The 24,797-nt window shown below is 56.5% G+C and carries 32 protein-coding genes and 1 pseudogene; 12 read left to right on the top strand and 21 right to left on the bottom strand.

All coding sequences use genetic code 11. From position 1 onward, the window contains the following. Nucleotides 1–79: 79 nt before the first annotated feature. Nucleotides 80–1,336, top strand: a complete 1,257-nt coding sequence (locus tag AC13RE_RS04300) for an AGE family epimerase/isomerase (protein ID WP_132717038.1) — start codon at nucleotides 80–82, stop codon at nucleotides 1,334–1,336. Between the two features lie 45 nt (nucleotides 1,337–1,381). Here the strand turns inward: AC13RE_RS04300 and AC13RE_RS04305 are convergent, their stop codons facing one another. Then, a complete protein-coding gene (locus AC13RE_RS04305) occupies nucleotides 1,382–1,870 on the bottom strand; it encodes a heme-degrading domain-containing protein (RefSeq protein WP_112334401.1) in 489 nt (162 codons plus the stop codon). A gap of 190 nt (nucleotides 1,871–2,060) precedes the next feature. On the opposite strand from AC13RE_RS04305, the gene AC13RE_RS04310 reads away from it, so the two are divergent. The 3 genes from AC13RE_RS04310 (at nucleotide 2,061) to AC13RE_RS04320 (ending at nucleotide 3,969) form a co-directional block, all read left to right on the top strand. Next, nucleotides 2,061–3,029, top strand: coding sequence for a polysaccharide lyase family 20 protein (locus AC13RE_RS04310; protein ID WP_488562060.1), 969 nt, complete (start codon nucleotides 2,061–2,063; stop codon nucleotides 3,027–3,029). 131 nt (nucleotides 3,030–3,160) lie between these two features. Further along, nucleotides 3,161–3,457 carry a hypothetical protein gene (locus tag AC13RE_RS04315; protein WP_488562061.1) on the top strand — a complete coding sequence of 99 codons (297 nt, stop codon included), beginning with the start codon at nucleotides 3,161–3,163 and terminating at the stop codon, nucleotides 3,455–3,457. Nucleotides 3,458–3,762: 305 nt separating this feature from the next. Further along, nucleotides 3,763–3,969, top strand: a complete 207-nt coding sequence (locus AC13RE_RS04320) for a hypothetical protein (RefSeq protein ID WP_132717042.1) — start codon at nucleotides 3,763–3,765, stop codon at nucleotides 3,967–3,969. 91 nt (nucleotides 3,970–4,060) lie between these two features. Here AC13RE_RS04320 and AC13RE_RS04325 read toward each other — a convergent pair whose 3' ends face one another. The 7 genes from AC13RE_RS04325 to AC13RE_RS04355 all read right to left on the bottom strand — a co-directional run bounded on the left by AC13RE_RS04325 (nucleotide 4,061) and on the right by AC13RE_RS04355 (nucleotide 10,362). Further along, entirely contained in the window at nucleotides 4,061–4,906 is an 846-nt protein-coding gene (locus AC13RE_RS04325; RefSeq protein WP_488562062.1) for a sugar phosphate isomerase/epimerase family protein, read from the bottom strand. A gap of 123 nt (nucleotides 4,907–5,029) precedes the next feature. Next, nucleotides 5,030–5,359 (bottom strand): hypothetical protein, encoded by a 330-nt coding sequence (locus tag AC13RE_RS04330; RefSeq protein WP_112334396.1) that lies wholly within the window; start codon nucleotides 5,357–5,359, stop codon nucleotides 5,030–5,032. 74 nt (nucleotides 5,360–5,433) lie between these two features. Further along, nucleotides 5,434–5,685 carry a hypothetical protein gene (locus AC13RE_RS04335; protein WP_112419939.1) on the bottom strand — a complete coding sequence of 84 codons (252 nt, stop codon included), beginning with the start codon at nucleotides 5,683–5,685 and terminating at the stop codon, nucleotides 5,434–5,436. Nucleotides 5,686–5,832: 147 nt separating this feature from the next. After that, the gene (locus AC13RE_RS04340; RefSeq protein ID WP_488562063.1) at nucleotides 5,833–6,465 is read right to left on the bottom strand and encodes a hypothetical protein; all 633 of its coding nucleotides are present in this window, start codon (nucleotides 6,463–6,465) and stop codon (nucleotides 5,833–5,835) included. A 298-nt stretch (nucleotides 6,466–6,763) separates the two neighbouring features. Further along, entirely contained in the window at nucleotides 6,764–7,312 is a 549-nt protein-coding gene (locus tag AC13RE_RS04345) for a hypothetical protein (RefSeq protein WP_488562064.1), read from the bottom strand. Nucleotides 7,313–7,315: 3 nt separating this feature from the next. After that, a complete protein-coding gene (locus AC13RE_RS04350) occupies nucleotides 7,316–7,960 on the bottom strand; it encodes a hypothetical protein (RefSeq protein ID WP_488562065.1) in 645 nt (214 codons plus the stop codon). Next, nucleotides 7,960–10,362, bottom strand: coding sequence for a phage tail length tape measure family protein (locus tag AC13RE_RS04355; protein WP_132717050.1), 2,403 nt, complete (start codon nucleotides 10,360–10,362; stop codon nucleotides 7,960–7,962). The genes AC13RE_RS04350 and AC13RE_RS04355 overlap by 1 nt, the downstream gene beginning before the upstream one ends. A 63-nt stretch (nucleotides 10,363–10,425) precedes the next feature. Between AC13RE_RS04355 and AC13RE_RS04360 the strand changes: the two genes are divergently transcribed. From AC13RE_RS04360 to AC13RE_RS04375, 4 genes are all read left to right on the top strand, one after another. Beyond that, nucleotides 10,426–10,836 (top strand): hypothetical protein, encoded by a 411-nt coding sequence (locus AC13RE_RS04360; RefSeq protein WP_132717051.1) that lies wholly within the window; start codon nucleotides 10,426–10,428, stop codon nucleotides 10,834–10,836. A 132-nt stretch (nucleotides 10,837–10,968) separates the two neighbouring features. Continuing rightward, nucleotides 10,969–11,385, top strand: coding sequence for a hypothetical protein (locus tag AC13RE_RS04365; RefSeq protein WP_132717052.1), 417 nt, complete (start codon nucleotides 10,969–10,971; stop codon nucleotides 11,383–11,385). Beyond that, nucleotides 11,382–11,798 carry a hypothetical protein gene (locus tag AC13RE_RS04370; protein WP_132717053.1) on the top strand — a complete coding sequence of 139 codons (417 nt, stop codon included), beginning with the start codon at nucleotides 11,382–11,384 and terminating at the stop codon, nucleotides 11,796–11,798. The genes AC13RE_RS04365 and AC13RE_RS04370 overlap by 4 nt, the downstream gene beginning before the upstream one ends. A 126-nt stretch (nucleotides 11,799–11,924) precedes the next feature. Next, nucleotides 11,925–12,467, top strand: coding sequence for a hypothetical protein (locus AC13RE_RS04375; RefSeq protein WP_132717054.1), 543 nt, complete (start codon nucleotides 11,925–11,927; stop codon nucleotides 12,465–12,467). 25 nt (nucleotides 12,468–12,492) lie between these two features. Here AC13RE_RS04375 and AC13RE_RS04380 read toward each other — a convergent pair whose 3' ends face one another. From AC13RE_RS04380 to AC13RE_RS04395, 4 genes and pseudogenes are all read right to left on the bottom strand, one after another. After that, nucleotides 12,493–12,798 (bottom strand): phage tail assembly chaperone, encoded by a 306-nt coding sequence (locus tag AC13RE_RS04380; RefSeq protein WP_132717055.1) that lies wholly within the window; start codon nucleotides 12,796–12,798, stop codon nucleotides 12,493–12,495. A gap of 23 nt (nucleotides 12,799–12,821) precedes the next feature. Then, a complete protein-coding gene (locus AC13RE_RS04385; RefSeq protein WP_488562066.1) occupies nucleotides 12,822–13,133 on the bottom strand; it encodes a hypothetical protein in 312 nt (103 codons plus the stop codon). 83 nt (nucleotides 13,134–13,216) lie between these two features. Next, nucleotides 13,217–13,900, bottom strand: a pseudogene (locus AC13RE_RS04390) (phage terminase large subunit); the annotation flags it as partial. Beyond that, nucleotides 13,857–14,204 (bottom strand): hypothetical protein, encoded by a 348-nt coding sequence (locus AC13RE_RS04395; protein ID WP_488562067.1) that lies wholly within the window; start codon nucleotides 14,202–14,204, stop codon nucleotides 13,857–13,859. The pseudogene AC13RE_RS04390 and the gene AC13RE_RS04395, both read right to left, overlap by 44 nt. Nucleotides 14,205–14,535: 331 nt before the next feature. On the opposite strand from AC13RE_RS04395, the gene AC13RE_RS04400 reads away from it, so the two are divergent. Further along, entirely contained in the window at nucleotides 14,536–15,174 is a 639-nt protein-coding gene (locus AC13RE_RS04400; protein WP_488562068.1) for a class I SAM-dependent methyltransferase, read from the top strand. A gap of 70 nt (nucleotides 15,175–15,244) precedes the next feature. Here the strand turns inward: AC13RE_RS04400 and AC13RE_RS04405 are convergent, their stop codons facing one another. From AC13RE_RS04405 to AC13RE_RS04420, 4 genes are all read right to left on the bottom strand, one after another. After that, nucleotides 15,245–15,910 carry a DUF6362 family protein gene (locus AC13RE_RS04405; RefSeq protein ID WP_488562537.1) on the bottom strand — a complete coding sequence of 222 codons (666 nt, stop codon included), beginning with the start codon at nucleotides 15,908–15,910 and terminating at the stop codon, nucleotides 15,245–15,247. After that, entirely contained in the window at nucleotides 15,885–16,301 is a 417-nt protein-coding gene (locus AC13RE_RS04410) for a hypothetical protein (RefSeq protein ID WP_488562069.1), read from the bottom strand. Before AC13RE_RS04410 ends, AC13RE_RS04405 begins: the two co-directional genes overlap by 26 nt. A 54-nt stretch (nucleotides 16,302–16,355) precedes the next feature. Continuing rightward, nucleotides 16,356–16,640 carry a hypothetical protein gene (locus tag AC13RE_RS04415; protein ID WP_488562070.1) on the bottom strand — a complete coding sequence of 95 codons (285 nt, stop codon included), beginning with the start codon at nucleotides 16,638–16,640 and terminating at the stop codon, nucleotides 16,356–16,358. A gap of 74 nt (nucleotides 16,641–16,714) precedes the next feature. After that, nucleotides 16,715–16,939 (bottom strand): hypothetical protein, encoded by a 225-nt coding sequence (locus tag AC13RE_RS04420; RefSeq protein ID WP_488562071.1) that lies wholly within the window; start codon nucleotides 16,937–16,939, stop codon nucleotides 16,715–16,717. A 361-nt stretch (nucleotides 16,940–17,300) separates the two neighbouring features. On the opposite strand from AC13RE_RS04420, the gene AC13RE_RS04425 reads away from it, so the two are divergent. The 3 genes from AC13RE_RS04425 (at nucleotide 17,301) to AC13RE_RS04435 (ending at nucleotide 19,225) form a co-directional block, all read left to right on the top strand. Next, on the top strand, nucleotides 17,301–18,089 hold the full coding sequence (locus tag AC13RE_RS04425) for an XRE family transcriptional regulator (protein WP_488562072.1): 789 nt from the start codon (nucleotides 17,301–17,303) through the stop codon (nucleotides 18,087–18,089). Nucleotides 18,090–18,392: 303 nt separating this feature from the next. Then, complete coding sequence (locus AC13RE_RS04430; RefSeq protein WP_488562073.1) at nucleotides 18,393–18,782, top strand: hypothetical protein; 390 nt, start codon at nucleotides 18,393–18,395, stop codon at nucleotides 18,780–18,782. A gap of 47 nt (nucleotides 18,783–18,829) precedes the next feature. Next, entirely contained in the window at nucleotides 18,830–19,225 is a 396-nt protein-coding gene (locus AC13RE_RS04435) for a nuclear transport factor 2 family protein (RefSeq protein ID WP_488562074.1), read from the top strand. A gap of 70 nt (nucleotides 19,226–19,295) precedes the next feature. On the opposite strand, the gene AC13RE_RS04440 is transcribed toward AC13RE_RS04435, so the two are convergent. From AC13RE_RS04440 to AC13RE_RS04460, 5 genes are all read right to left on the bottom strand, one after another. Continuing rightward, nucleotides 19,296–19,946, bottom strand: coding sequence for a response regulator transcription factor (locus AC13RE_RS04440; protein WP_488562075.1), 651 nt, complete (start codon nucleotides 19,944–19,946; stop codon nucleotides 19,296–19,298). Between the two features lie 3 nt (nucleotides 19,947–19,949). Next, entirely contained in the window at nucleotides 19,950–21,014 is a 1,065-nt protein-coding gene (locus AC13RE_RS04445) for a sensor histidine kinase (RefSeq protein WP_488562076.1), read from the bottom strand. A gap of 227 nt (nucleotides 21,015–21,241) precedes the next feature. Then, on the bottom strand, nucleotides 21,242–22,573 hold the full coding sequence (locus AC13RE_RS04450; protein WP_488562077.1) for an ABC transporter ATP-binding protein: 1,332 nt from the start codon (nucleotides 22,571–22,573) through the stop codon (nucleotides 21,242–21,244). A 21-nt stretch (nucleotides 22,574–22,594) separates the two neighbouring features. Continuing rightward, on the bottom strand, nucleotides 22,595–24,355 hold the full coding sequence (locus tag AC13RE_RS04455; protein WP_488562078.1) for an ABC transporter permease: 1,761 nt from the start codon (nucleotides 24,353–24,355) through the stop codon (nucleotides 22,595–22,597). Between the two features lie 92 nt (nucleotides 24,356–24,447). Then, complete coding sequence (locus AC13RE_RS04460; protein WP_488562079.1) at nucleotides 24,448–24,678, bottom strand: hypothetical protein; 231 nt, start codon at nucleotides 24,676–24,678, stop codon at nucleotides 24,448–24,450. Nucleotides 24,679–24,797: the final 119 nt, after the last annotated feature.

Here is a 24,797-nt window from a genome sequence, read left to right on the forward strand (position 1 = left end):
CAGCTTCATCCCATAACGCCATGACAGCGCTTTCGGACGGCGCTATACGGCTTCTGGAAGAGAATCTTAGGAGGACGGCATGAACATACAGGTTGAACCCACAGCGCTCGGAAACTGGAGCACCCGCGCCTACCACAGGCGCTGGTTGCTCGATCAGGCCGACGCGCTTTTCAATTTCTTCCAGTACCGCGCCGTCAATCCCAAAGGCGGCTTCCACGACATGGATGATGCCGGCGAGCCGTTGGATAAGATAAATCCCGTACGCGGCATTCATTCGACCGCCCGCATGGTGCACTGCTTCTCGATTGGGTCATTGCTCGGTCGTCCCGGCGCAAACGAAATTGTCGACCACGGCATGAACTATCTATGGAAGCATCATCGCGACACCGAGCATGGTGGCTACTTTTGGTCGCTGAACAATGACGGCCCCGTCGATTCCAGCAAGCAGGGCTATGGCCACGCTTTCGTGCTGCTTGCTGCCTCATCCGCAAAGACGATCGGCCATCCACTGGCTGATGGCATGTTGGCAGACGTCACGGAAATTCTGAATACTAAGTTCTGGGAAGCAAAGCACGGGGCGATTGCCGAGGAATTCAATCGGGATTGGTCGTTGATCGACGGTGGCACCTATCGCGGCCAGAACTCCAACATGCACCTGACGGAAGCGCTGATGGCTGCTTTCGAAGCGACCGGCGACAAGACATATCTCGAAAAAGCAGAAAGCATCGCCGATCTCGTCATTCGCCGTTCGGCGGGGTCCGTCGGCTGGCGCGTTGCCGAACACTTCAACGCCGATTGGGTGCTCGATAAGAATTACCACGGCAATGAGATGTTTCGCCCGTCGGGTACGACACCAGGGCATTGGCTGGAATGGGCGCGTCTGATCTTGCAGCTTTGGGCGCTTGGGGAAAAGCGGCACGACTGGATGCCGGAAGCAGCCAAGGGCCTCTTCTCTCAGTCCATGTCACTCGGCTGGGACAATGAGAAGAGCGGATTCTTCTATACACTTGATTGGGAAGATGTGCCTGCAAAGCGCAACAAGCTTTGGTGGCCTGCCTGCGAGGGGGCTGGTGCTGCTCATTACCTGAATGAACACGCCCCTAGCGATTTTCACGAAGAAAGCTACCGCAGGATCTGGAGCGTAATCGGCCAAGCCTTCATCGATCGCGTCAATGGCGGCTGGCATGAAGAGCTGACGGAAGATCTCATTCCGGCTCATACATTGTTTCCTGGCAAGGGCGATATCTATCATGCCTTACAGGCCTGCCTCATCCCGCTTTTCCCGGCTACGGGCAGCCTGACCAAGGTTATCGCCGAGGCCGGCGGTAACATCTGAGATCAGCAGCGGCGCCCGCTCGACTTGCGCCGCCGCTTCGCCCCTCTATGCGAGGCTGAGATTGTGAAGCTCGTGGCCGAGAGTAAGAGCCAGGGCTTCGACAACAAGATTGTGGTCTTCCCGCTGCGGTAGACCTGAAACGGTGACGGCGCCAACACAACCCGTGCCGTTGACAAAAATGGGGAAGCTGCCGCCAGATGCGGCATATTCCGCGCTTGAAAGCCCGTTGTCCTCGATCGTCTTACCCTGCTGCTGCAGCCGCAACGTACTAGCGTAGCTACTGCGGAAGTAACGCAGCACCATATTGCGCTTCCGACGAATCCAATTGGAATTATCAGGTGTCGAGCCGGGCAAGGCTATGTAGAAAACCGGCATGGAATGCAGGGTGATATCGATGGCAACGCCCATGTTGCGCTCGCTGGCGAGATCGCGCAACAGCTTGCCGAGCACCCAAGCGGTCGAAAGGTCAAAAGCATCGAAACGCAGCATTTCCTCTTGCAGCTCGATGCGGGCGAGATCCTGGTCGATCGTCATGGAAACCTTCTCTAAAGATTGTATTCGCCTATGAAACGCGGAGAGAACGATTTGTCCATCTATCTCTTCCGTATTTCGAAACAAAGCCGCCATCACCCGGCCTTGAAGGCTGGCGCTCTAGCTTGCTTGCAGGAGGCGAACAGGTCATTGATAAAGCTCTATGAATGTCCCGCCAGAGGAATACTCCAGCATGAATGCAAAATATGCGCTGCCCGCCATATTGGCCTGCACCTGTGCAACAACATCGGCTCTGGCCGACAGTCCAGCGCAATTAGTGCTGCGCGACGGTTTCGACGGCAAGGATTTCGCTCGATCTGGCCACCTTTACTATCGCGATAATGCCGAACAAAAGGCAGGAACGATCGAATTTCAATCAGACGTAAAACGTACCGGCGCGGGTGCATTGAAGCTGAGTGTCCGGCCATTCTGCGCGCCGGATAAAACAAATTGCAGCGAAAGAGCCGAGATCTGGGAGCGCACTAAATATCGCGTGCCATACAATCAGGGAGTTTGGTACGGTTTCGCTGTAAAGTTCGCCGATCCCATACCCTCTGGCGACCATCGCTACCTCATTGCTCAATGGAAGCGGGAAATCGGGCCGAAAGCCGAAGGGGACTTCAGTCCCTTTCTCGCGTTGCGGCTCAATAATGGGAAGCTCTTCGCGACCGTGGAAACCAACTACGTTGCGCCCATCAAGAACCAGGAGCCTGGAAACAAAGGCAAGGTCTGCAATAATGACGAGGCGCCGGTCTGGTTTCGTCCCGATACCAATCAGATGCGCGCATTGGTGGCTACGGATGACAATTGGGACGAATCCGACGGACAAGAATTTACAGGCTGCACAGACGCGATCAAAGTAATAAATCGTGGAAACAAGTTGCCGATGCCTGCATCAGGCTGGATCGATTTTGCCATTTACAGCAAACCAGGCCCGGATGGCTCGGGTCATATCGAGATATTTGCCAACAATAAATGGATCGTTACTGTCATCGGCCATATAGGACATGCGGATCATGGGTTGGGAAAAAACCAATATTTCAAGTTCGGGCCATATCGTGCCGCAGATACTACCATATGGACGCTTTATTATGATGACTTCCGCCGGTCACCCCGCTGTGCCGATGTACTATCGGATCCCAAGCTTTGCCCTATGAAGTGAAAAGGCTGCCGAGAATGTATAACTCCAGAGCAATATGGCTGCGCGCATTGCGAGAGCGCAGTTTTTTTGAGAAGTGGCCGAACTTTTTCCTTTCTCGATAGTTATTTTCTTTCGTGAAGGAGGTGACCGAGATGCTTACTACCCATCGCGATTGCAAGCAGCATGTGAAGAGGAACGCGATACCCTCTTTGGGTGAAATTGAAGGTCGGGTTGCAGTTCTGGAAATTGTTGCCCAGTCCGCACTAACGCATGTATTCGAAGAAGGCGAAGTGGATATTGACGCAGCGTTGCTAGCCCAAATTCGCAGAGCTATGCATCGTAAGTGTAAGGACTTGAAACTCGACGGAGAAGATACGGCATCGGCACTTTTATATGCCGAGGAGTTGATCGAGGCCGCTGTCAAGGCGTCGCATCCCGTCCGTCAATGATGCCTTCCCGGCCGAGGCTGGTATTATCCGTCTTAGTAGCGCTGGCAATTACGCTCGGCGTGGCGCTATTGGTTGCGCCCCACGATACAGGTGACAAGCTCACTCGGTCGCTGCCACCACCCGGCGGACATCAAAATCAGCAATAATGTGTCCAATATTGAACCTGTGTTACGTTAAGACACAGAGTTTGTTCCGTATCAGGCGGCCGTTAACGTCGCGCGGTAAACTTGGTTGCAAATTTCCGAAACCAACGCAGTGTTCACTTCACCCCACAATATCAAGCTCCAACATGAATGGTGTAGCGAATGTCTGTGATGGTCAATGTGCCGCTTCACCCCGATGACATCGATGTCCTCGCGGGCGCACTTTTTGCATGGTGTGCCGAGCACAGCATCAAATTGCAAAGTCAGGAAGGTCTGTCCGCAGCCAATGTGGCCATTGATCTCTATAATGCCGGCTATCAAACACAAGATCAGTTGCTTGGCGCATTACACAATTACGATTTACACTGATGTATTGCACGGATATCCAGCTTTATATCCAAAACCTGAGCACAATTTCCCTAAGTAACGCCTCTGCAAATGTGGCGGTAGCGACCTTATTTTATGTCGATTTCTCTCCGAAGACGCTGGCGATGCAGTCTCGCTCTTCAAGGATCCCGGACCATTCATCCTGATGATAAGCGGAGTCGTAGATCAGCGTGAAAGGGCCTTGATAGCCAGCCAAGTTTGAAAGCTCAATGCAGTGAACATAATCCTCCTCATCAAGGCCTGCCGCTGAATAGCGCCCCTTTGCATGACAGAGTTCGGCGCGGCCCATGATCTTCGCTAGATCCTCGTATTTGCCGGCTCGCTCCCAGTTGCCGAAATCTCCATTGAGGCCGACTGTGCCGTGCAGAGCATCGAGAATCCGATTGACCTCCGCCGGCCCTGGCAGAAGATCGAACCAGTTCTCTATGACGAGGCGCACTCCCGCTGCGGCAGTCAATTCAGCCAGCCGCCGCAAATGAGTTTCAGCAAGCGCCAAAGCTGGATTCGTCGGCTGAGCTTTTCCGGCAATAACACGCATGTTTCCAGCCCCAAGAGCCGCGGCAACGTCGATCCATCCTGTCATCCATTCTGCATCGCGCTGAGCGGTTTGCGGATTGCTCAGGTCTCCGTCTTCGACGAGCAGCGTCTGAAGCTTTACGCCGGCCTCCTCCGCGGCCTTACGAAAATCACGGAGATAGCTGGGAAGGAGACTCGGCAAGTGGAAGGAACAAATCTCAAGCCGAAAGATGCTATGATCGGCGCATTGTTGCGGCACATCGATCAATTCGATCGTACCCTTCCCGTAAGGCGATTGGCGAGCCGGGTATGCTCGATCGCCAGGTTTATAGGGATAGGTGGCGCCGAGCGTCCGATGCAAGGACCAGGTTGAAACCGCAAAACGATCCGACAAATCAACCACAAGGCTCCCCTATTCCCTTTGGTGAAAGATAATCAAGACATAGTCGCGACTGCACGGATATCAATCCAAAAATGTTAAGACTCCCTGCTGTTGCAACAACTCTATTCCCATAAGAGATCGTCGCTAAGTCCTTTCATGCCCTCCCTTAACCCATCTGGAAATGGCGTCAAAAAGCAGGTCGGCAATCCACATGGCGCATACGCCAACGACGAAAGCCGTGGCATTCATGGCCGCGACATCCTCTTGAGGTAAAGGCCAGTTAATAGCGCGTAGATAAAAAAGCGCCGGCTCCGTTAAATAGGTTGCAGCAAGTGCGCCGCAAATAGGCGATGCAACAATCTCTCGCGTCGTATATCGGCGCCTGGAGAGACCGCGCAGGATACCGCCGGAAAGGCCAGCAATGACAACTCCGACCTTGATGCCCAATGCATCCAGAAATTCGTGCAACGTCATCGCTTTTCTCGATCGAGTTTTGGGATTTGGAATGCCGCCGCTGCTTATTCATGGCGTGCGGCGGCTGAATGAGCTTATTTGTCAACCGGCGGCTGAGGCTTTATCAAACCCGTGATACCGTCCCGCATGATATTGATAATGATTTTCAGCATGCTCAAAGCCGCTACAGCGGCTGCGGCAAAGCCTGGACCGACGAAGGACTGGGAACACTCCAACGTGCCATCGGCAAGCTGGGTACAGCCAGTTGCCAGAAGAATAGCGATCATCGATGCCGATAACGCAATTAACACATTCAGAATATTGTGGAACGTATTCGTATTGAACATATATTCTCCCGTTGTATCGATGGGGGGTTGTGCATCAGCGCGTGGCGCCCGAAGCTTTGAATTCATGGGAGGCCGTCACGAAACGGAGTAGGAGGTCAGCTCCCTTTGTATCGCCCCTATCCGGCCGCAGCCCATTGTTCTGCAAATCTATCGAGCACCCTCAATCGCCGCAGCGAACTTCCTGGCAAAGCCGGCAATATCGATTGCTCGATCCGTGCCGTTGATAATCCGGCGCGCACCGAGCCAATCGGACCCGATAGCGTTGAAATAATCGGCAAGCTTCCAACCGGTGAAACGCCCGTTGATCATGCCATCAAATAGGATTTCAACCGCTTTATCAGGATCAAGAGCCCTATCCGGATCATCGGCGATGCCATACTTGGCATAATTGTCCCGTCCCGTAATCTGAACGAGACCGCGCCCACGATACCGCCAACCGTCATCACTGGCTTCATCTCCGTTTCCCATCCGGTTCGCATAAGCGCGGTTAGCGATCCGCTGCGGCTGGCGGGAATAGGCCTTAGCCTGTTCTGGATTGAAATATTTCGGAAATGTTGACTGCAATCCAGCGGCCGAGTAACTCAGATTCTCCGAGATTGCTCGCATCGTTTTACCCGTCTCGTGATAGGCGGTTGCCAGCATGTAAGCCAGCCAACGTGGATCGAATGGCTCGGCTATCCATTGTGCGAGAATCACCTCAAGACCATTGACCTGATTTGTCGACAGCCGGCCACTGAACAATGACGTTCTTATCACCGAGAAGAATTTCTCGTGGTCCATATGTTCCATTCCAAATTTGAAGATGCAAATGCGGATGTGATGCTTGCAACCGTGTCATTGGGCAAAGCCGGCGCGTGGCAGCCGGATTGAACTCGTTTGCAGCTTTAAAGGCCTTCCAACCCGGAGCAGCCCCGGATTTTCACGTATCAGGTATGTCACGCGCTATCGTTCTGGCTGATGGGCGCCGGTCGCTGCTGTTACATCGACACATGACATCTTTTACGTGCATATCGCTGGTTCTTCAGCAAAGGCAATAAATTAGCCTATCTACCGTGTCGGGGGCGATCTCGGCCCTACCCTATCCCTGGCCTTCATAGGAGGATTTGGCCGGATTGGTGCGCTCCAGCATGGCGATGGCGGCGGAGATGGCGGATATCTCGATATCGCCATCCTGCCCGACGGCGGGCGTCTTCACCGGCGCACCGTCGGCAATGCCGAGAAAAGCGATTTCCGGTGCGGCACTCGGCAGGCGCGTGCCGGTATCGAACGACATGTCGTGGATTTCGATCGGGGCCAGCCGCAGATCGTAGCCACGCACGAGCTGCTGCACGGCCGGCGCGATCTGGCCGATGGTGATGGTCACGGTCTGGATCGTCAGATCCGCCGTGCGCGGGATCGGGCTCACCTGCAGATTGAGGCCGCCATAATAGGTCCGTGCCTCCGGCAGTCCGGTAACACCGGAGGTAACGGTGATGTTGATGTCGTCATCGCCGGTCCAGAGGCCGATCGAGGCGGGCGCGCCGCTGGCGAGATCCTTGCCGGTGATCCAGACGAAACGACGGGGCACGAGCCCCTTGTCGCGCGCGCCGGTCAGCGCCGCGAAGAAGGCGGAGGTGATGTTCTTCATCGTCTATTTCTTTTGGATGATCTTGAAGGTGGCGCCCGTGGTGATCGGGCCGCTCGCGGTGCCGGGATTGTGACTGCCCGGCATGACCAGACATTTGCAGGCCGGCAGCAGCAGCGTCACACCGAGACCGGCGGCAAAGCCCGCCGGCAGATGCGGAAAGACGCCGAAGACGGGCGTGATCCCCTGCCCGTCGGCACCAACCGTTTCCGAGATTTCGAGAAAGGCATAGCGGCCGCCATAGCCGACCTGCATCTTGTCGCCGACAGTCAGCCGATAACCAGCCGGCAGACCCTTGAGGCTGAGCGAGGCATTGTCAGCCCCGAGTGCCGCGACGCTGACCGCAGCGCTCCCGAGCTTCGTCCCGTCGGGGTCGGCCTGCGGATATTTCGACAGCGGATCATAAAGAAAAAGCGCCTCCTGGGCGCCGTGTAGCTTGCGGATGCGGGCGACGATCTGTTTCGCCTCCGCATTGTACATGTCGGAGAGCGTCACCGTGCCGGTCCAGAGCGGCGGCGCCAGCTCCGCCTGCCAGACCCGGCCATCGCCGGAGCCGGAAAGCTCGTCATTGCGCTGAATGTCCCAGACGATGCTGGAGATCTTCAGGAGATCGGCAAAGGCCGGCAGGCTGTAAGGATAGGAAACGGCCATCAGCGCCTCCGGGGATTGCGGTTGATCTGCGCGACGCGGTCGGGAAGCTGCTGATTGAAATCATTCAGCCCCTGCCGCGTCGAACTCTGCGCTTCCGATTGCGCGACATTCTTCACATAAGCCTTCAGATTGCCGTCCTCATCGACGGAAACGCCGACCGTGACATGCACGCCGGAAGCGGAGCCGGAGGCATCGTTCTGGTTGTCGGCCCTGAGGCGACGGACGGGAACGGCAGCATCCGGCTGCGCCCGCAGCAATTGCGGCCCGCCCTCGCCGACCACGCCGCCATCGGCATAGCCGCGCCGGCCAAGCCGCATCGCCTCGACGACGCCGACCCCGCCCGCCCGGGCAATATCCTTCTGGCTCCAGACGACCTCGCCGGCATGAACGATGCCCGCGGGCTCATGCTTGCCGCCAGGGCCGGTATAGCCGCCGTTTGCAAATGTAGGACGTGGGATCGGGATCGGGGCATTCGCACCCGTCGCCAGATCGAACTTGCCGCCACTGCTCCCGCCGCCAAACCCGAAGATCCCAAGAAGGCCACTGAGAAAGCCGCCCCCTCCACCGCCGCCACTCGCCGCACTATTGACCTTGAACAGGCTATCCAAAACATCATTAAGGAGCTTATCCGCAATCTTGTTCAGCGCGTTCACAGCAGCCGTGCTGAAAGACTTCCAAAAGGATTCACCGTTTTTCAAGCCGCTTTTGAGATCTGAGATAAAGCCCTTCGTGAGATCCTTGGCAAAATCCATCGCCTCCCGAGCGCTCTTTGTTGCCGCCTCGACGGAGGCCATCTTTTCCGCCAGGCCACCAAGCTCCGTCTTCTGTTCGGGTGTAAGCGCGATATTTTTCTCCTGAGCCTTGTTCAACAACTCAGTTTCATTGCGCATTTTTGCTGCCGCTTGCTCCGTCATACCAAGTGCTGCTTGCTCCTGTTGGAGCGAGGCAATGCGCTTGTTAGCGTCCGCTACGATACTACCATATGAATCTGAAGTAGGAGCGCTAGTTACCGGCCTGGAGACGACTTGCCCTGCACCGCTTACTGCTCCCATCGCCTTCCTGTCTGATTTTGTGAAGCCATCAGCGATCTCCTTGAACTTGTTGCCCACAGTCGAGGTAGCTTGACCAATGTTTGTCACGATATTTCCTATATGATCAGCGTTGAGATCCTTTTGGATCTGCTCATTGCGATCATCAAGCACTTTGCGTAGACGATCTGCTGCACCACCGTCGCTTATCGGCCCCATTCCTTTGAATGGATCGAGTTCCTTCAGTGTGCCACTAAAGCCAAAGTATTGGGCTGCTTTGTCTGCGCCAACGAAACTCATAATCTGCTGTAAGCCTCTAATAAGCGCATTTATGCCGTCAATACCCGATTGAATGATACTGTTCGTCGCCCCAATTGCCGCATTTGCGGCACCTGTAGCCGCAGCAACAATAATGTCCGGGAAATTGCTCCAGAGGATTTCGATGTCATGATAGGCGGCAACAAAGCTGCCTATGATAAAGTTCACACCAGTCTTGGCTGCTCCGACAATATCGACACCGAGATATTTCGTAAGCTCATCTCTGAAGATAACCGCCGCCGCAACAATTGCGACAAATCCGGCGACCAGAAGCACCGGCAAGCCAACTGTTGCATAGATTGCCGTTGCTAGGCTCCAGAGTGCTGAAGTTATCGTTAGAATTGCACTCGGAAGGGCCGCCAAGCCAGCAAGAATTGCTGGTGCGTAGACCAGGGCTAGTCCAGCCGCGGCAAGCAAGGCGTAGGGAGCAATCGCCTGCAAGATGCTGGCAAGTCCTTTGAGGGCTGTTTCTGCGAGTTTAGGCCAATCGACCATTTGAACGCCTATGGCGATTAACCCGGTCACAGCTGCCGCCAACAGGCTGGTTGGGGAAATGACTGTCAAAAAGGCCGCCCCAAGCTTCTTCAGCCCACCGGCAGCCCCTTCAGATCCCAGAGATTTTGCAATCCCTGGCCCTTTGTCAGCTAAAATTTTCAGAACGCTATCGCCATTCCCGGCTGCCTTTGCAACGTCTATAAGGCTCGAGGCGAGTTCGGTAGCTTCTTTGGATGCATCTGAAGCGCTTTTCTTACTTTTTTCCAAGCTATCGGCGTAGTTCTCAACTTGTTTGGAAGCTGGTGAACCGTTCGCATTTTGGCTTATGGCGCTTAGATAAACTTGAACTTGCGTAGAGGCTTTGAGGGCCGCCTTTCCTTGTTTTTCGTAGGCCGCGGCTGCGGCAGAAGCAGCACCAGCCGCGCGTCGCGATGCGCCCTCCAGTCCCGCCACGGTTCCCTGCGCTCGTTTCGAGGCTCCGGACAGATTGTCAACTTCGACAATCGCTTGGGAAACGCTAGAAATAGCAACCACAAGACTTAACGTAGCAACGTCCGTCATAGGCTTTCCTTTTGTTTGAATTGTACGCTATCGTCTTATGGTTGATTCAACCGGGGATATTTTATGCGCGTGTTTTTATTTATAGCGGCATTCATGGTCGCGAGTAGTGTCTATGCGGAGGACGCTGACCGAACAGCAGCAAGCAAAGCAGCTGAGGAGGTTGGTACGCAGGGCATAATTTACTTGGGTGTTGCGTATATTTGCCAAGACGCCATCGGCGCCTCTTTTTATGATCTTGCGCGGGAAAGAACAGTACAAGCATTTTCCTCTCTAGGCCCGATGGATAATCCTCAAGCTATTCGCAATTCACGAGATAGAGCGGCGAATATTGTCGATGAACAAATAAAGACTTTTCGTCGTGAGCAGAAGAAGCTTCCCGCAAGAGCAGCAGAGCGTTGCCTCCAAGAGTTGCAAGCGGCCCAAAGACAGTTAGATCTGTCAATATCAAAATTCCGAATAGCCGCTCGTCGTTAAGTGACAGTTTGCGACCCGTTCGGTAATCAATATCGCAACATCTGCCACTGGCATGCCTTTTCAAAACATGCGAAATACAACCCTGCGCTTTGAATGGGGGATTTCGTGATAAGATTGTGGAGATTGGTCAGCGTGGCTCTTTTGCTGCCAGCCACTGGCGGTTGTAGCTCTTCTGAATCGAAATTGGTGACCGTGTGCGAAGAAGTTTTGAAATTGAGACTTTTAGCGCCGGCAGGATACAAGCGGATCGAAATCAAGGAATCCCAAGAGCCTCTCAGCCGCGACGACTACAAACGCTATCTGGCTGGGGACGAATATGGGCCGCTCATCCAGGGAGCCAGGATGAAGGATTTTGACCGAGGCCGTGTAAAACCTCGGATGTTTGAGGTTCTTATAACTTACGATGCTCCCAACGCCTATGGCACACCAATTCGCGGGACCACCATATGTCAGTATCCAACTGACAATGAAGACACCTCCAGAGCGGACCGTCTCTATGTAATCGTCGACGGCAAAACAAACGCGGAGTGGTTGGAGACGCAACTTTGAGAAAAGCGGAGGCGACGATGAGGCTTAAACTACTTCTGGCTGCATTCTTCGTGTGCACAATCAACACACAAGTCTTAGCTAACGACGAGCACAAGCGTCTTCAGCTGGCCGGTAAAGTCATCGATGGTGTGAACGTGAGTTTCATGATTGCTTATCAATGCCGCGATGCGCTTGGCACGACATACTACAACGCAATTCGGACGTATGCCGAGAAGGCGCTCCAGCAGATCGGCGCGTCACCGGAAAAGGCGGCACAACAAGTAGACAGACTTGAAAAGTTTATCGAGAGTGAAAAGAAGCTCGGTCGGAAAGAGGATATCGAGGGATGCGTGTGGAATATCTCAACCGTAAACCACGACCTGCAGACCGCACAAAAGAACTATATCGATTTTACGCACCCTGAAAATCCATAGAACTTTGGCTGGCCGCGTTGGCTGTCTACTTCAAGCGAAAGCAAATCGAGAGTTGCGATATCTGTCACTGGACCACCTTTTGATTTCATACGAGAGAATGCCGCGAAGCTACTCCCGGGAGTTTTAATGAAGCTGATTTCCAGCGTGATTGCAGTGCTTGCCGCGTTGTTGTTGATCTACAGCTTTGGCATCTTTGATCCGCCGATCGTGACCGCTTGCGAGGCCCGTCTTAAAGAATATCTCGCGGCATCTTCCACCTATGAGCGCAACAGGTTCTTCTTTAACGAGAGGCTGGGCACCAGAGGTGACCTGGAAGAAGAGTACAAACAAAGCCCCGACATACGAAGCTTTTTTCTGGAGAGATTTGATGAAGGCTCGATAAAGCCTATGCTCTATACCGCAACCATAAACTTTAACGTGCTGAATACGAAAGCGGAAAAGGTTACCAGAGCAATTACTTGTCAATATCTGTCCATTGATGGCAGCATTTCCAAAATATCAGCGGGTGGGGTTTCCATCTTTAAAACCGATTCCACCAGTGATTCTGAGATACTTAGGGACTTTAGCCATACCCCTTCCCGAACTGTGGAAGAATTGCAGAGAGAATTGAAACCAATTGCCCCTTATGCGGGATGGGTTCGCGATACATTCAGGTGGCTCTTTGGTTGATGCATTTGAAGTCGCTTCCTAAAACCTACCCCGCCTCCCGCGCCCTGATCGCCTCCGTCTCCTCCTCCACCACCTGACAATAGCGCCCGTCCATCGCCTTCAGCACGGCGATGTCCTCGCGGCGCAGGAGGTTGCCGGTCAGCTGCAGCCAGGCAAGCATTTCCTGGTGTGAGAGCGGTGCCGGGCCGGAAAATCCGGGGGCCTGCGCCGAACGCAGGTCCCAGAACCAGTCCCAGAGCGCATGGCCAGCCTCCGGCACCTCGGCCTCCGGGCTGATTAGCTCAAAGGCCTCGTTGCGTTCGCGCCGGGTCTCGCCATTTGTATCGCGCACGCAATCATAGCGCGCAACGATCCTTACGGCTTCTGAAAGCCCTTCGGCAAGCTCTTCATAAAATTTGCGCGGTCCTCCGAGGCGCCAGCCACCTGATCGTAGATCCAGCCGGCATCCTCGACGACTTCGCGGGCCTTCTCGAAGGAGAGCACCGGCTGCTCGCCCTTCCATTGCTGCTCGCCCCAGTTCCACGAGGCGATGGCGGCGGCCGCCTTGTCGAGATATTCGGCCTCGACCTTGCTGGTGGTCAGCTTCTTCTTGCGGCTGGCGAGGAAGCGGTCGCTATGCTGGCGAACGATCTTCTTCACCTCGTTGCTCTCGGCCGAGCGGATCATGAAGGAGATGCCGAGCGGCTCCTCGGTGGCCGGGTGCAGGAGCTGCAGCTCGAAGAGATCTTCGGAATTGACGAGACTGGAGATATCCGCTGCATCACGACAACGATCGCCGAGCGCTGGGGATCGTTGAGCCGCGTCGGGACGGATTCGCGAAAGGTGCGAACCGTAGACAGGCGCTCGGCCTCCGATTCTGCCCCATCGACGGAATGCGGGTCGTCGATGATGACACGATCGCCGCGGCCGCCCGTCAACCTGGAGAACGGCACACCCTGCCGCGAGCCCATGCGGCTGTTGGCGAAAGCCATTTCACCGGTTCTCGTCAGCTTGACCCGATCGCCCCATAGTGTCTGATACCATTCGGAGGCTACGAGGTCCCGCATGCGCCTATTGTCGCGCTTGGCATAATGTTCCGAATAGGAGGCGCCGAGATAGCGTAGTTGCGGTTTGCCTTTTGGCCCCCATTCCCATGCCGGCCAAAAGACACCGCACAGGAGCGATTTCATTGTGCCCGGCGGCACATTAATCAACAGCCGGGTAATCTCGCCCGATGTCACCGCTTCGAGATGCTGGCAGATGGCATCGATATGCCAGCCGTGGACATAGTCGACTGAGGGCTCGACGACGTGCCAGGCCTCTCGCACGAAGCCGGTTAGAGACTGGCAGCTGGCACGAATGCGCTCGGCATCCATGGCAAGCCGGGCTGCGACCTCCATCTGCTCGCGTTCAGCTCTCCGCCTCGCTTTCTCCTCTTGGATTGCTGCGATCATCGTCGCCGGATCCGGCAAGGGGACCGAAGAGAGATTCGAGTATCGCAAGCTGCTCATCCGTGGCATTGGTTAGATCGATGGTGACGCCGCGGCCTCCCTTGGCCCCGGCGCCGGAGCGCTCGCTAGGTTTCTGATGAACATAGGATGCGGCAATCTTCGCCATTTCATCGCGCCGCTTCTGGTCCGCCTCGTCGTCGCGCATCACTTTCAGCATGTAATCAAGCGGCGTATCCTCGGTGGAAACAACCTTGCGACGGCGCGCACGCGGTTTGCGCGGCGCGACTGGCTTGTCGGCATTGGTCATGCTTCATGATTTCCGATGGAATTTTGAAAGAAAACAAGCGGTTTAAAACATCGCTTGCGGTCAACAGTGCCTCGTTGCAACTGTTCTCATCATGCCAAAATAGATACCCTATTCCGGCGCAATTGGCGACACCCTTGAAGGGCGATCAGCGCGCAAGGAATAAGGATTTTGACGGGGGCTACAAATAACCAATTGAAATTCCCCGTAAATATCGGATTCTCCAGTCCGACGAACTAAGCGATCTAGCCCTCAATTCGCGAAAATACTCAAGATGCGCAAAGGCCAGCCGATAGGAATCTCGGCAAGACGAAACAGCAGTTCGGATGATCCCATGAGCCAGGATTGGGTTCGGCGGTTCATCGCCGCCAATCTCCCCGTCCTGCCCGTTCCCGGTATCCCCGATATTTGCCTGCATAAAGCAGATCCACAAAGCGGGCTGCGACGCCTCGCAGAACAAGATCCGCGATGCGGCTCACCGTACTGGGCCCATTACTGGGGAGGAGGTTTAGTTCTCGCCCGTTATCTTCTCGACAGGCCAGAAAGTGTGGCTGGTCGCCGCGTATTAGATCTGGGCGCCGGCTCGGGAATTGTCGGGGTTGCCGCTGCAAAGGCAGGCGCAGCGAAAGTGTATGCCGCGGACGTCGATCCCTATGCAATCGCAGCGATCGAGCTCAATGCCGCACTCAATGATGTGACAATCGATACGGTACTCGCCGACCTGACGAAAAGCGAACCGCCTGATGTCGACGTCATATGCGTCGGGGATCTTTTCTATGAGGCAGCGCTTGCGGAGAGCGTCATCGCGTTTCTGGACCGCTGCCTGGCTCGAGAAATCACGATTCTGATCGGTGATCCATGGCGAGCTCATCTGCCGACATCGCGTCTTCGGCTCTTGGCAGAATACACGGTCCCAGATTTCGGCGAGATGACTGCAAAGGCTCGCCCCGCTGGGGTTTTTGCGCTTGGTTGAACAAAGTCACCAATCGGAGATATTGGCGCATCACAATGGTTGCGGGTTCGGACCGCATCAGTGCGACGGCTCAGACTTTCATCTTGGCGCGCCTGCGGTTCCCACGCTCCAATCGTTTAGCCAATTCGGCAAGTTCCGGGCTTGCCGCATCGAAGACGGGCCGCGCATCATCCGGCAGCCAATGTGTTTCATGTTTGGGTGCCTTGGGCCTTGCCCGGTCGAGCCCGCCAGGCGCATTCGGCATCATTGGCGATATGCGCGACCAATCCGGTTCCTGAAGCATCGGTGAGGCAGCGAGAAGTACATCGGCCAAATTCTGGAACTCGCTGTGAATACGCCGTTCGGCCGTGCGTCGTACGCGCCCCGTCCGCGCGCAAAAATCCCGAAACGAACCGGCCATATAGGGCGCGGCAAGACAAATGGACCATCGCGAAAGCAGAATGCGCCGCTCCTCATCCTGGACGTGAACCCTGAGCCATTCCTGCAAAACCTCCTCTGCCCGACTGATGGCTGCAGCGCTCGGACGATAGCGAATGCGGATATCGGCATGATCCATCGGTTCAGGCAAAACCTCCGGCCAGAGTGTCCGCATCCTGTCGGGCCGGATGCCGCGCACGTCGAGATGAGCCATCGTATCGGCAGCTTCGACGAAACGTGCACGGACGATCAGGCTCACGTCGGCAATCTCAGCCGCGCGACGGGACAGGCCGTCAAACTGCAAGGCGGAGCGGTGCATCAAGTCGTTTCTCCAATTCCTGATAAATCAGCGTTCGCAATGTCGCGCGAACGGGCCAAGGCCGCCGCGCCACCGCATCCGTGCGCAATGTGGCAAGCGCGATATCGTCGAAGGCGCCCAAGAGATCACCTGGACGCTGCAGTGCCCAATCCTCGCGCTGCACCAGGACATCTGACACGGCACCGATCGTGTCCGACCAGAGCTCGTCGCGATTGCTCCCGGTCTGTCGGATACACCGCAGAACGAAGACCAGATGGCCATCGCCGTAGCGGCCCCGGATTTCCTGCATCGTGCCGCGCGCGTGGCTCTCTGCAGGTGCCCGGCGCCGATGGACGGGAACCAGCTTGATGCCGAGCCCATCGAGAAGAAGATCCAGCCTGCCTTTGGTCATGACAGTTCAACCCTTTCGTTGGTGAATTTGTTGCCTCTGCCATCCGGGGACAGCTCACGAAGCGCTTCCAATGGCAGCGATAGCGCTGGCCGATTTGGGTTTGAAGAAGGCCTCCGCCGTGGAAATCGCCTCTACCCTCGCCCCATCGCGCAGCATCGGTGTGTTGAGATAAGCGACCATCGCCTCGCCGGCTGCCGCCTTGGCAGCATCCTGCGTCGCGAAGACGATCGGTTCACCCCGGCCATCGCGGACGATCTCGTTTGTCGCTCGGTGAACCTTGCGAATCCAGCCGAGATGGCCGCCGGCAACGGCTTCTGTTCCGATTTGAAATTCGTTCATAGCAACCTCCCCCGGCTCGCTTGGCCAGGTCTATCTCTAGAGTTTTCGATTGGGCTTTGACCTTTGGGACCCGCCTACCGTCTGCGCAGTTTCGCCGGCCGTGCCGGCTCTTTGGGCGCAAGCGTGGGGTCTTTGGCAATGCGGAAATGAATTTGGTCTCCCTCCGGAGCACCGAAGTCCTCATCCTCAAGGGATGTCATTGGCGATTTCCCAATGACCGACTTTATTGCGATCACCATAGCGACAAAAAACAACGCCGCGCCGATACAGGCGAGAAGACCCTGAAGTATTTCGATCATGGCAGCGCCTCCTGACCAGCTGCTTCGGAAAAAGACCTGATCTTCGTCATTTCCGCAGGCTCGACGGCTACATCACAACTCTCACAATGCAGCTCGATGACCTCCGCGATCGATAGAATTCGGAGGCATCCGGGACACCCCCAAAAGCGATCGAAATATCCAGCCTGCGACGCTGCCCTCCTGTTCCCATTGCCTATGATCATAACTTCACCTCCAAAACATTGTCCGCCGCGTACTAAGCCGCGCCGCTCACCCGCCAAACAGCGTTTTGCGCCACTGGCATCTTGATAAACACAAATTATGTTGATAATAATGATGTTGTCAACATGATTTATGTCGGAAATTTTGCAAGGGTCAAAAGATGCAGAAATCCATGGGCGAACGACTAAGAGCGGCGCGCGAAGCCGCAAATTATCCATCAGCCACGAAGGCGGCAGAAGCGCTGGGCGTGAGCTTGTCCACTTATCGCGCGCATGAAAACGGTCAGAACGAATTCAGCGCTGAAGTCGCCAATCGCTATGCCAAGAAATTCGGCACGACCGCGGCTTATCTTCTGACCGGCGAAGGCCAGCGCAAAACCGCACGTCCGGCGCCAAACATTGTCATGTCCTTCGATCCCGACGAGCAGGATCACGATGGATTTGCCGAGAGCGGCGACGAGCTCAGCTACAGCCGCGAACACTGGAAGCCGCAGATCGAAGGCGCAACACCGGAAGTGGACGTGAAACTTGGAGCCGGTAGCGGCGTCGTCGGCGAAGTCATCAACCTCCCCGTCGGCTCAGGCAATGTCGCCGGGCATAAGATCGTCGCAGAATGGCTTATCCCCACCGGCTATCTGCGAAACGAGGCCAAGGCTTCCCCGAACCACACGATCATCATGGAAGTCGTCGGCGATTCCATGCAGCCGACCTACATGCCCGGCGATCGCGTCATCGTCGATCTCTCACAGAACCAAATGACCACCGATACGGTCTATGCGATCAGCGACGGTTATACGGAGCCGCAGATCAAGCGCTTGCAGCGAGTTCCCTTTAGCCGGCCAAGCGAAGTCAAGATCATCTCCGACAATCCGGCACTGGAAACTTTTACCGTCGAATTGGACCGCTTGACGATCATCGGCCGGATCTGCGGGCATATCGCACGCAAATAAAACCAATTTTCTATTTGAGCCGCGCGATAAACATAAATTATGTTGACATATATCATGTTGAATGGCAACTTCACCGAGAAGCGCCGTTGGCCCTGAATGGAATGAGCCCGGGCAAGAGCAGGACCTCGCCCGAAGTCAGCGAAACCGGACAGGCCAATTGCAACGATTGGAAAAGCCGCAAGGCCATCGAAGGAGAATGTCATTCATGCTGAGGCAGCCGAATGCTTTCATAATCATACCGGCAGATGCCGTGAGGGGAGCCGGCGTTGCCGAACTATCGTCGATCGCCAGGGTGGGAGAATAATGATGTACGCTTCAGAATTCTCCTGCGAATATTCGTTTGATGAGCTTAGTATCCGCCTATGCGATCGTTGGGAAACCGGGTTGCTGTTATACGGGCGTGCTGAGCTGACCTCAGCAGGAGCCGATTACGAGGACGAGTTCTATGTGTCGGCAATCAGACTGGATGGTGGTGCAAGATTGGCACGGCCGAATGCCTCGAACAATGCAGGCAGCTTCGAGTCCGAATTATTCCGGCGGATAGCAACGGTCATCGAAGACGATAGAACACAGGTGGGTCGTCACGCCGCCGAACTTTTCGTCGCTGCGTTGGAGCAATCTAGAGAAGCTGACTATGATCAAGACCACAAGTTCGAACGGGAAAGAAAACTGGAAGCGCTCGGGACATACTGAGGTCCACGACATACAAACATCGATATTCACGGAAGATCGCTGAAACCATGAACATTCCCCAGCATGAGCTTGAAGAGATCCGCCTGCTGGAGCAGAAGCTGCATCTCCCGGAAATACGACGGTCGCCGGCAGTCGTGGCGGAATTGCTGGCTAAAGGCTTCGTTGAATTTGGCAGTTCCGGTACGGTCTACGACGATAGGGATGACCTGATCGCCGGTCTGGCTGCAGAAAAGACAGAAGAAGCCACTCCTCCCATTATTTCCCGCGACTATGCCTTTCGATCGATCTCACCAGATGCTGTCCTCGTCACCTACAGAAGCATCCGGCGGGCCGGAGAGAGCGGTCCGGAGTGGCATACTTTACGGAGTTCGATTTGGCAGCGTATCGATGGGCGATGGCAGATGATTTTTCACCAGGGAACGCCAACGATTCCGCGGGATTGAACTAACCCACGTGGCAACACCGCATTCGTAAGCCGTGAGATCCTCGCGACTGGGGACGAGCGCTGCAAGACTAACGGAGCCCGGGCGCCGTATCGCTGGCTTTATCGTTCGTGAGGCCGAGATTATCCGCCATCCGAATGAGGTCGGCGACGGAGTCGGCCCGCATCTTGCGCATGGCCTGCCCGCGATGAACCTTGACGGTGATTTCGCTGAGGCCGATCTCGGCGGCGATCTGCTTGTTGAGGAGGCCTCGCGCAACGAGCGCCATCACCTCGCGTTCACGTGGCGTGAGTGTCGAAAATCGCTCATGAAGATCGATTTCCGCCGCCTGCTTGCGCAGCCGGATACGATCGATTTCGAGCGCTTGCCTGATTGCATCGAGAAGATCCTGCTCGCGGAACGGCTTCAAGAGAAATTCCACCGCCCCCGCTTTCATCGCTCTGACGGACATCGGCACGTCGCCGTGCCCGGTGAGAAAAATGATCGGGATTGCATAACCCATCCGCGCAAGCGCATCCTGAAAATCAAGACCGCTCGCATCCGGCATCCTGACATCGAGCACGATGCAGGCTGGCCCCTCAGACCGAGAAGAAGCCAGGAAATTCCGCGGCGATGCAAAGGCACGCGTATCGTAGCCGACGGAACGTAATAGGCTGTCCAGCCCATCGCGCACGGATGGATCGTCGTCGATCACATAAACGGTCGGCTGCTGTCCTTGCATGCCCTACCCCTTTGCCTTTCCGCTCAGCAGCAAGGTGAAACCGAAGACGGCTCCGCGTGGAAAATTCGGCGCGGCATAGATGGTCCCGCCATGCGCCTCGATAATGGATCGGCTGATGGCAAGCCCCATCCCCATACCCTTCGGCTTGGTCGTGTAGAAAGCTTCAAATATATTGTCGAGCCTTTCGGCCGGCATGCCGCTGCCGGTATCGCGCACGCTGACGGTCACTTTCCGTTCGTCCGCGGCAGCGCTGACGAGCAGCTCGCGCGTTTCCTCATCGACCTCCGCCAGAGCTTCGATCGCATTCATGACGAGATTGAGGATCACCTGCTGCAGCTGGATCCGGTCGCCGGCCATCAATGGCAGATCGCTCGCCAATTCCGAGCGGAACAGGATTTGATTCCGTCGAATCTCGCTGCGAACGAGTTCCAGTACATCATTGATAGCCTCGACCAGATCGATCGCGTCGCTAGAGGGCGACGAGCGCGCCACGAGCCCGCGAACACGGCCGATGACATCGCCTGCTCGCCCGGCATCCGCGACAATTCGCTCGATGGCGCGGCGGGCTTCGTCGTGATCGGCCGGTGTTGCGGACAGCCATCGAAGCGCGGCATTACCGTTAGCGGCAATTGCGGTGATCGGCTGACTGACTTCGTGGGCTATCGATGTGCCCAACTCACCGACGATCATGAGACGCGACATGCGTGCAAGCTCGGATTGCGCCTGCCTTGCCCTAGCATCAAGCATTTCGATCCTGATCGCCAGATAAGTGGTCGCGCCGATCGCGACTAGGCTAAGTGTACTGTTGATAAGGCCTGCCTGCGAAGCGCCGTGACGCGTCAGGAAATAGCTGATGACAGTCAAAGCAGCACATGTAATCCCGACTATCGCGATAGCGCCGGTCCGCCCCGAATAGACCGCCAGCAAGATGACGGATACATACAAAACGGCAAAGGCGATCTCCAGATCGGTGATCGTATCGCCGATGAAAATGAGACCGGCAAGAATTGCAATGCCAAGCCAAAGCAAGGGCATCTCGAAGAGGTATTTCAAAAACTCGCGCCTCATCCCTGGCATCCCTGCATCACGGCTTCCGCAAGATTGCGTGCGGAAGCTGCAAACTGCCCGAACTGAAGCATCAAAACAACAACCGCGTTCTCCGGTGCCGCCAAAGCTGGCGACCGCTGGATCTGATGCGCTAAGTCCCGGCTAGGCGGCCTGTCAAATCCTGGAATGCCATGAGCCGATCGCCGCCTCAACCGGCGGCGCCCTCTCGCACTCGTTCCAGCGGGGTTTTAACTTGGGTTCTCCAGCGTGAACAGATCGGCGTTTTCGTCATAGGCGAAGTATTCCGCGTAGCGAGCCCAGTTCGTGACGGCCTTGATAGTGGTGTCGGCATAATCCTCGGACATGTAATCCTCCAGCTCATCGCGGAAGCGCCGTGCAGGTGCGCGGTGGGTCGGCCGCTCGTCGAGCACACGGCGAATATGTGCAGCCAGCGGCACATAGATCGCCAGATGCTGTTCGAAGAGTTTCTTGCGTTCATCGACGTCGCCGTCGAAGAAACGCAACCCCGGCGCCGTCAACTTTATGTCGCCCCCTTCCAGATCAGCGAAACGCAGGAGTTGAAGCGTTTCGGCGACCGGAAAGAGATCATCGATATCGAGATGCAGATGGGCCGCCAGCGGCGGCAGGTCGGCCTGCCCGCGATACGGTTCGGCGGCGACCGTTTCGATGAGACCGGACATCAGGTTGGTCGACACGCGCGGCAGCGCCATGGCAATGCCGGTGCCGGGGAAAAGGCCTTCGCGCGTCGGTGCACCGGTCTTTACCGTCATCCGCGCGTAGATGTCTTCGACGAGCATGCGGAAGGCCGGATCGAGACGGTTGCGCGGTTGCGGCAGATCGACATGGATCTCCGCAATCACGCGACCGGGATTCGACCCGAAGATCAGGATACGGTCGCACATCAGCACCGCTTCTTCGATATTGTGTGTCACCATGAGAACCGACTCGATCGGCATCCGGCCCTCGCACCACAGATCGAGCAGATCCGTGCGAAGCGTTTCTGCCGTCAGCACGTCGAGCGCAGAAAAGGGTTCATCCATCAGCAGAACCTTCGGCCGGACGACGAGCGCACGCGCAAGGCCGACGCGCTGGCGCATGCCGCCCGACAGCTCCTTCGGATAGGCGCTTTCGAAACCGTCTAGACCGATGAGATCGATTGCAGCAAGCGCACGCTTGCGCCTCTCAGAAGAGGCAACACCTTGCGCCTCTAAGCCAAGCTCGACGTTTTGCAGGACAGTCAGCCAGGGAAAGAGCGCAAAGCTCTGGAAGACCACGGCAACATCGGAGTTGGGGCCGACGACCTGCCTGCCCTGGAAGGTGATGTCCCCTTTGCTCGGGCGGATCAGACCGGCGATTGCACGCAGCAGCGTTGATTTGCCGGAACCGGAACGGCCGAGCAGCCCAACGATTTCATTGGGATAGAGCTGAAGATCGACATTCTCGAGCACGACGAGCGAGCCGGATGCCCCCTTGTCGTAGGCCTGGCATACCTGCTTGGCGAGAACCAGCGGTGCATTTTTTACAATATCGAGCTTCCTGGAGATGACAGCGTTTTCCATATTCGGTTCTCCGATCTTGAATTAATCGAGGCGCATGCGTCGTTCGGCGAAGACGTAGAGCGGCCGCCAGAGCGTTCTGTTGAAGAGCGTCACGAAGATCGACATGACGACGATACCAAGGATGACACGCGGAAAATCGCCCGCCTCCGTCGCTTTCGCGATGTATGATCCCAGTCCGAAGGCTTCGAGTTTCGTGTTGCCCCAGCTCGCCAGTTCAGCGACGATGCTGGCGTTCCAGGAGCCGCCGGAAGCGGTCAGCGCTCCCGTGACATAGTAAGGGAATATCCCCGGCAACATCACTCGCCGCCACCAGGTCCACGAGCGCAGCCGGTAAACCGAGGATGCCTCCCGCAGATCGGTAGGGAATGCACTCGCCCCGGCAATCACATTGAACAGGATGTACCACTGCGTGCCGAGGACCATCAGCGGCGACAGCCAGATGTTCGGGCTGGCGCCCGTCGCGACGATCGCAACCACCGCAACGGGAAAGAGTACGTTGGCCGGAAAGGCCGCCAGGAACTGCGCCAGAGGTTGGACGCGCTCCGCAACCGCAGGACGCAGGCCGATCCAGACGCCGATCGGAACCCAGATGACGCTGGCGACAGCAATAAGGACGACAACGCGAATGAGCGTCACGAACCCGCCGGCGAAAGCGATCCAGACATCGGCCCAGGAGAGCGTCTGGCTGAGATAGGAAACCGCATCCCACACACTCCAGGCACCGACGGCGGCGATAAGCGCATACCAAGCAAGATCGATAGCCCAGCTGACGGCTCGCTGCCCGCCTCGCTCTCTCGCGACGGCACGCGACATCGGCAGCAGCCGCAGGAGCATCAGCCGACCCCATGCAGCGGCCAAAGGGGTGGTCACGTATTTCAGGAACCGCGTGCGACGGATCAGCGAATAGACCCAGGAGCGCGGCTTCTGCTGCCCGGCCGTCTGCTCGAAGCGGAACTTGTCTGCCCACGCGACGATCGGGCGAAAAAGCAGCTGATCGTAAAGAAGGATGACAACTGCCATGGTAAGCACAGCCCAGCTGACAGCGACGAAATCCTGTTTGTCGATCGCAACCGCCAGCCACGAACCCAGACCGGGGAGCTGCACGGTGGTATTACCCACCGTGATTGCTTCGGATGCGACCACGAAGAACCAGCCGCCGGACATCGACATCATCGTGTTCCAGACGAGACCGGGCGCCGCAAAGGGGGCCTCCAGCCGCCAGAAACGCTGCCAACTCGACAGGCAAAATCCACGGCTGACCTCATCGAGATCGCGCGGAACCGTCCGCAGCGACTGATAGAAGGAGAAAGCCATATTCCATGCCTGGCTGGTGAAGATCGCGAAGATCGACGCACATTCCGCGCCGAGCTGACTTCCGGGGAAAAGCCCCATGAAGAAGGTCACCGTGAAGGTCAGAAAGCCGAGCACCGGCACCGATTGCAGAATGTCGAGGGCCGGAATGATGATCTTCTCGGCGCGGCAGCTCTTTGCGGCAAGCGTCGCGACGACGAAGGTGAAAATGAGGGAGGCGATGATGGCCGCCATCATCCGCAAAGTCGTCCGCAGGGCATATTCAGGCAGATAGGCCGGGTCGAGCGACAGCGGTGCCGTGGACAGGCCGGCCAGCGGCGCACGCATCTCAGCTACGCCGTGAAGTATGAGATAGGCGGCAGCGGCAATGAAGGCGAATGCGGCGAGATCATAGCCATTCGGCAGAATACGCGAACCGGCCAACGCAGCAACGGCGCTACGCCCGCGTCGATCGTTAGCAAGGAAAACCATGTAATAATCCTTTGAAAACAGGAATTTTTAGCCAGGGTGCGACATAGGCGCCGCATGGCGACACCACAGGCACTTCTTTCAGAAGGAAGGGTTTAGGCCGCGCAACGGCTGCCATCCTCATCAAGGGAAGGCCCGCTTTCCGTCGCCCAAAAGCACTCAAGCTTCCCGGTATGGAAATTGATGTGCCAAATGGCGATCAGCCGCGGACGCTGCGGCGATACGGAACGTTCGGCCCGACGGCCGCCGGTCGAAACGGCAAAAGCGTTCGGGGCGGAAAACTTGGTTGCGAACCTGCGTCCGCGGAAAAGAACGATGTTGTTCATGGCTCACCTCATCGGCCCGCCTGACGGCAGATCCGAAGGGCGAGCCGGACAGGCTAGGCCCGACCGGCGCTCGCCCGGCGAATGCCGGCGGCGGTCCAGGTTGTTGCGATGACCGTCCG

It is taken from the genome of Martinezella sp. CNPSo 3959, assembly GCF_057784355.1.

Excerpts from the sequence above, each read along its gene's own strand:
- AC13RE_RS04385 (WP_488562066.1), bottom strand. The coding sequence starts at position 13,133 with ATGATCCGCTCGGCCGAGAGCAACGAGGTGAAGAAGATCGTTCGCCAG.
- AC13RE_RS04410 (WP_488562069.1), bottom strand. The coding sequence starts at position 16,301 with ATGACCAAAGGCAGGCTGGATCTTCTTCTCGATGGGCTCGGCATCAAG.
- AC13RE_RS04430 (WP_488562073.1), top strand. The coding sequence starts at position 18,393 with ATGATGTACGCTTCAGAATTCTCCTGCGAATATTCGTTTGATGAGCTT.
- AC13RE_RS04310 (WP_488562060.1), top strand. The coding sequence starts at position 2,061 with ATGAATGCAAAATATGCGCTGCCCGCCATATTGGCCTGCACCTGTGCA.
- AC13RE_RS04335 (WP_112419939.1), bottom strand. The coding sequence starts at position 5,685 with ATGTTCAATACGAATACGTTCCACAATATTCTGAATGTGTTAATTGCG.
- AC13RE_RS04360 (WP_132717051.1), top strand. The coding sequence starts at position 10,426 with ATGCGCGTGTTTTTATTTATAGCGGCATTCATGGTCGCGAGTAGTGTC.
- AC13RE_RS04375 (WP_132717054.1), top strand. The coding sequence starts at position 11,925 with ATGAAGCTGATTTCCAGCGTGATTGCAGTGCTTGCCGCGTTGTTGTTG.
- AC13RE_RS04345 (WP_488562064.1), bottom strand. The coding sequence starts at position 7,312 with ATGAAGAACATCACCTCCGCCTTCTTCGCGGCGCTGACCGGCGCGCGC.
- AC13RE_RS04300 (WP_132717038.1), top strand. The coding sequence starts at position 80 with ATGAACATACAGGTTGAACCCACAGCGCTCGGAAACTGGAGCACCCGC.
- AC13RE_RS04445 (WP_488562076.1), bottom strand. The coding sequence starts at position 21,014 with ATGAGGCGCGAGTTTTTGAAATACCTCTTCGAGATGCCCTTGCTTTGG.
- AC13RE_RS04305 (WP_112334401.1), bottom strand. The coding sequence starts at position 1,870 with ATGACGATCGACCAGGATCTCGCCCGCATCGAGCTGCAAGAGGAAATG.
- AC13RE_RS04340 (WP_488562063.1), bottom strand. The coding sequence starts at position 6,465 with ATGGACCACGAGAAATTCTTCTCGGTGATAAGAACGTCATTGTTCAGT.
- AC13RE_RS04455 (WP_488562078.1), bottom strand. The coding sequence starts at position 24,355 with ATGGTTTTCCTTGCTAACGATCGACGCGGGCGTAGCGCCGTTGCTGCG.
- AC13RE_RS04395 (WP_488562067.1), bottom strand. The coding sequence starts at position 14,204 with ATGACCAATGCCGACAAGCCAGTCGCGCCGCGCAAACCGCGTGCGCGC.
- AC13RE_RS04440 (WP_488562075.1), bottom strand. The coding sequence starts at position 19,946 with ATGCAAGGACAGCAGCCGACCGTTTATGTGATCGACGACGATCCATCC.
- AC13RE_RS04460 (WP_488562079.1), bottom strand. The coding sequence starts at position 24,678 with ATGAACAACATCGTTCTTTTCCGCGGACGCAGGTTCGCAACCAAGTTT.
- AC13RE_RS04420 (WP_488562071.1), bottom strand. The coding sequence starts at position 16,939 with ATGATCGAAATACTTCAGGGTCTTCTCGCCTGTATCGGCGCGGCGTTG.
- AC13RE_RS04400 (WP_488562068.1), top strand. The coding sequence starts at position 14,536 with ATGAGCCAGGATTGGGTTCGGCGGTTCATCGCCGCCAATCTCCCCGTC.
- AC13RE_RS04350 (WP_488562065.1), bottom strand. The coding sequence starts at position 7,960 with ATGGCCGTTTCCTATCCTTACAGCCTGCCGGCCTTTGCCGATCTCCTG.
- AC13RE_RS04320 (WP_132717042.1), top strand. The coding sequence starts at position 3,763 with ATGTCTGTGATGGTCAATGTGCCGCTTCACCCCGATGACATCGATGTC.
- AC13RE_RS04435 (WP_488562074.1), top strand. The coding sequence starts at position 18,830 with ATGAACATTCCCCAGCATGAGCTTGAAGAGATCCGCCTGCTGGAGCAG.
- AC13RE_RS04405 (WP_488562537.1), bottom strand. The coding sequence starts at position 15,910 with ATGCACCGCTCCGCCTTGCAGTTTGACGGCCTGTCCCGTCGCGCGGCT.
- AC13RE_RS04425 (WP_488562072.1), top strand. The coding sequence starts at position 17,301 with ATGCAGAAATCCATGGGCGAACGACTAAGAGCGGCGCGCGAAGCCGCA.
- AC13RE_RS04355 (WP_132717050.1), bottom strand. The coding sequence starts at position 10,362 with ATGACGGACGTTGCTACGTTAAGTCTTGTGGTTGCTATTTCTAGCGTT.
- AC13RE_RS04330 (WP_112334396.1), bottom strand. The coding sequence starts at position 5,359 with ATGACGTTGCACGAATTTCTGGATGCATTGGGCATCAAGGTCGGAGTT.
- AC13RE_RS04415 (WP_488562070.1), bottom strand. The coding sequence starts at position 16,640 with ATGAACGAATTTCAAATCGGAACAGAAGCCGTTGCCGGCGGCCATCTC.
- AC13RE_RS04450 (WP_488562077.1), bottom strand. The coding sequence starts at position 22,573 with ATGGAAAACGCTGTCATCTCCAGGAAGCTCGATATTGTAAAAAATGCA.
- AC13RE_RS04315 (WP_488562061.1), top strand. The coding sequence starts at position 3,161 with ATGCTTACTACCCATCGCGATTGCAAGCAGCATGTGAAGAGGAACGCG.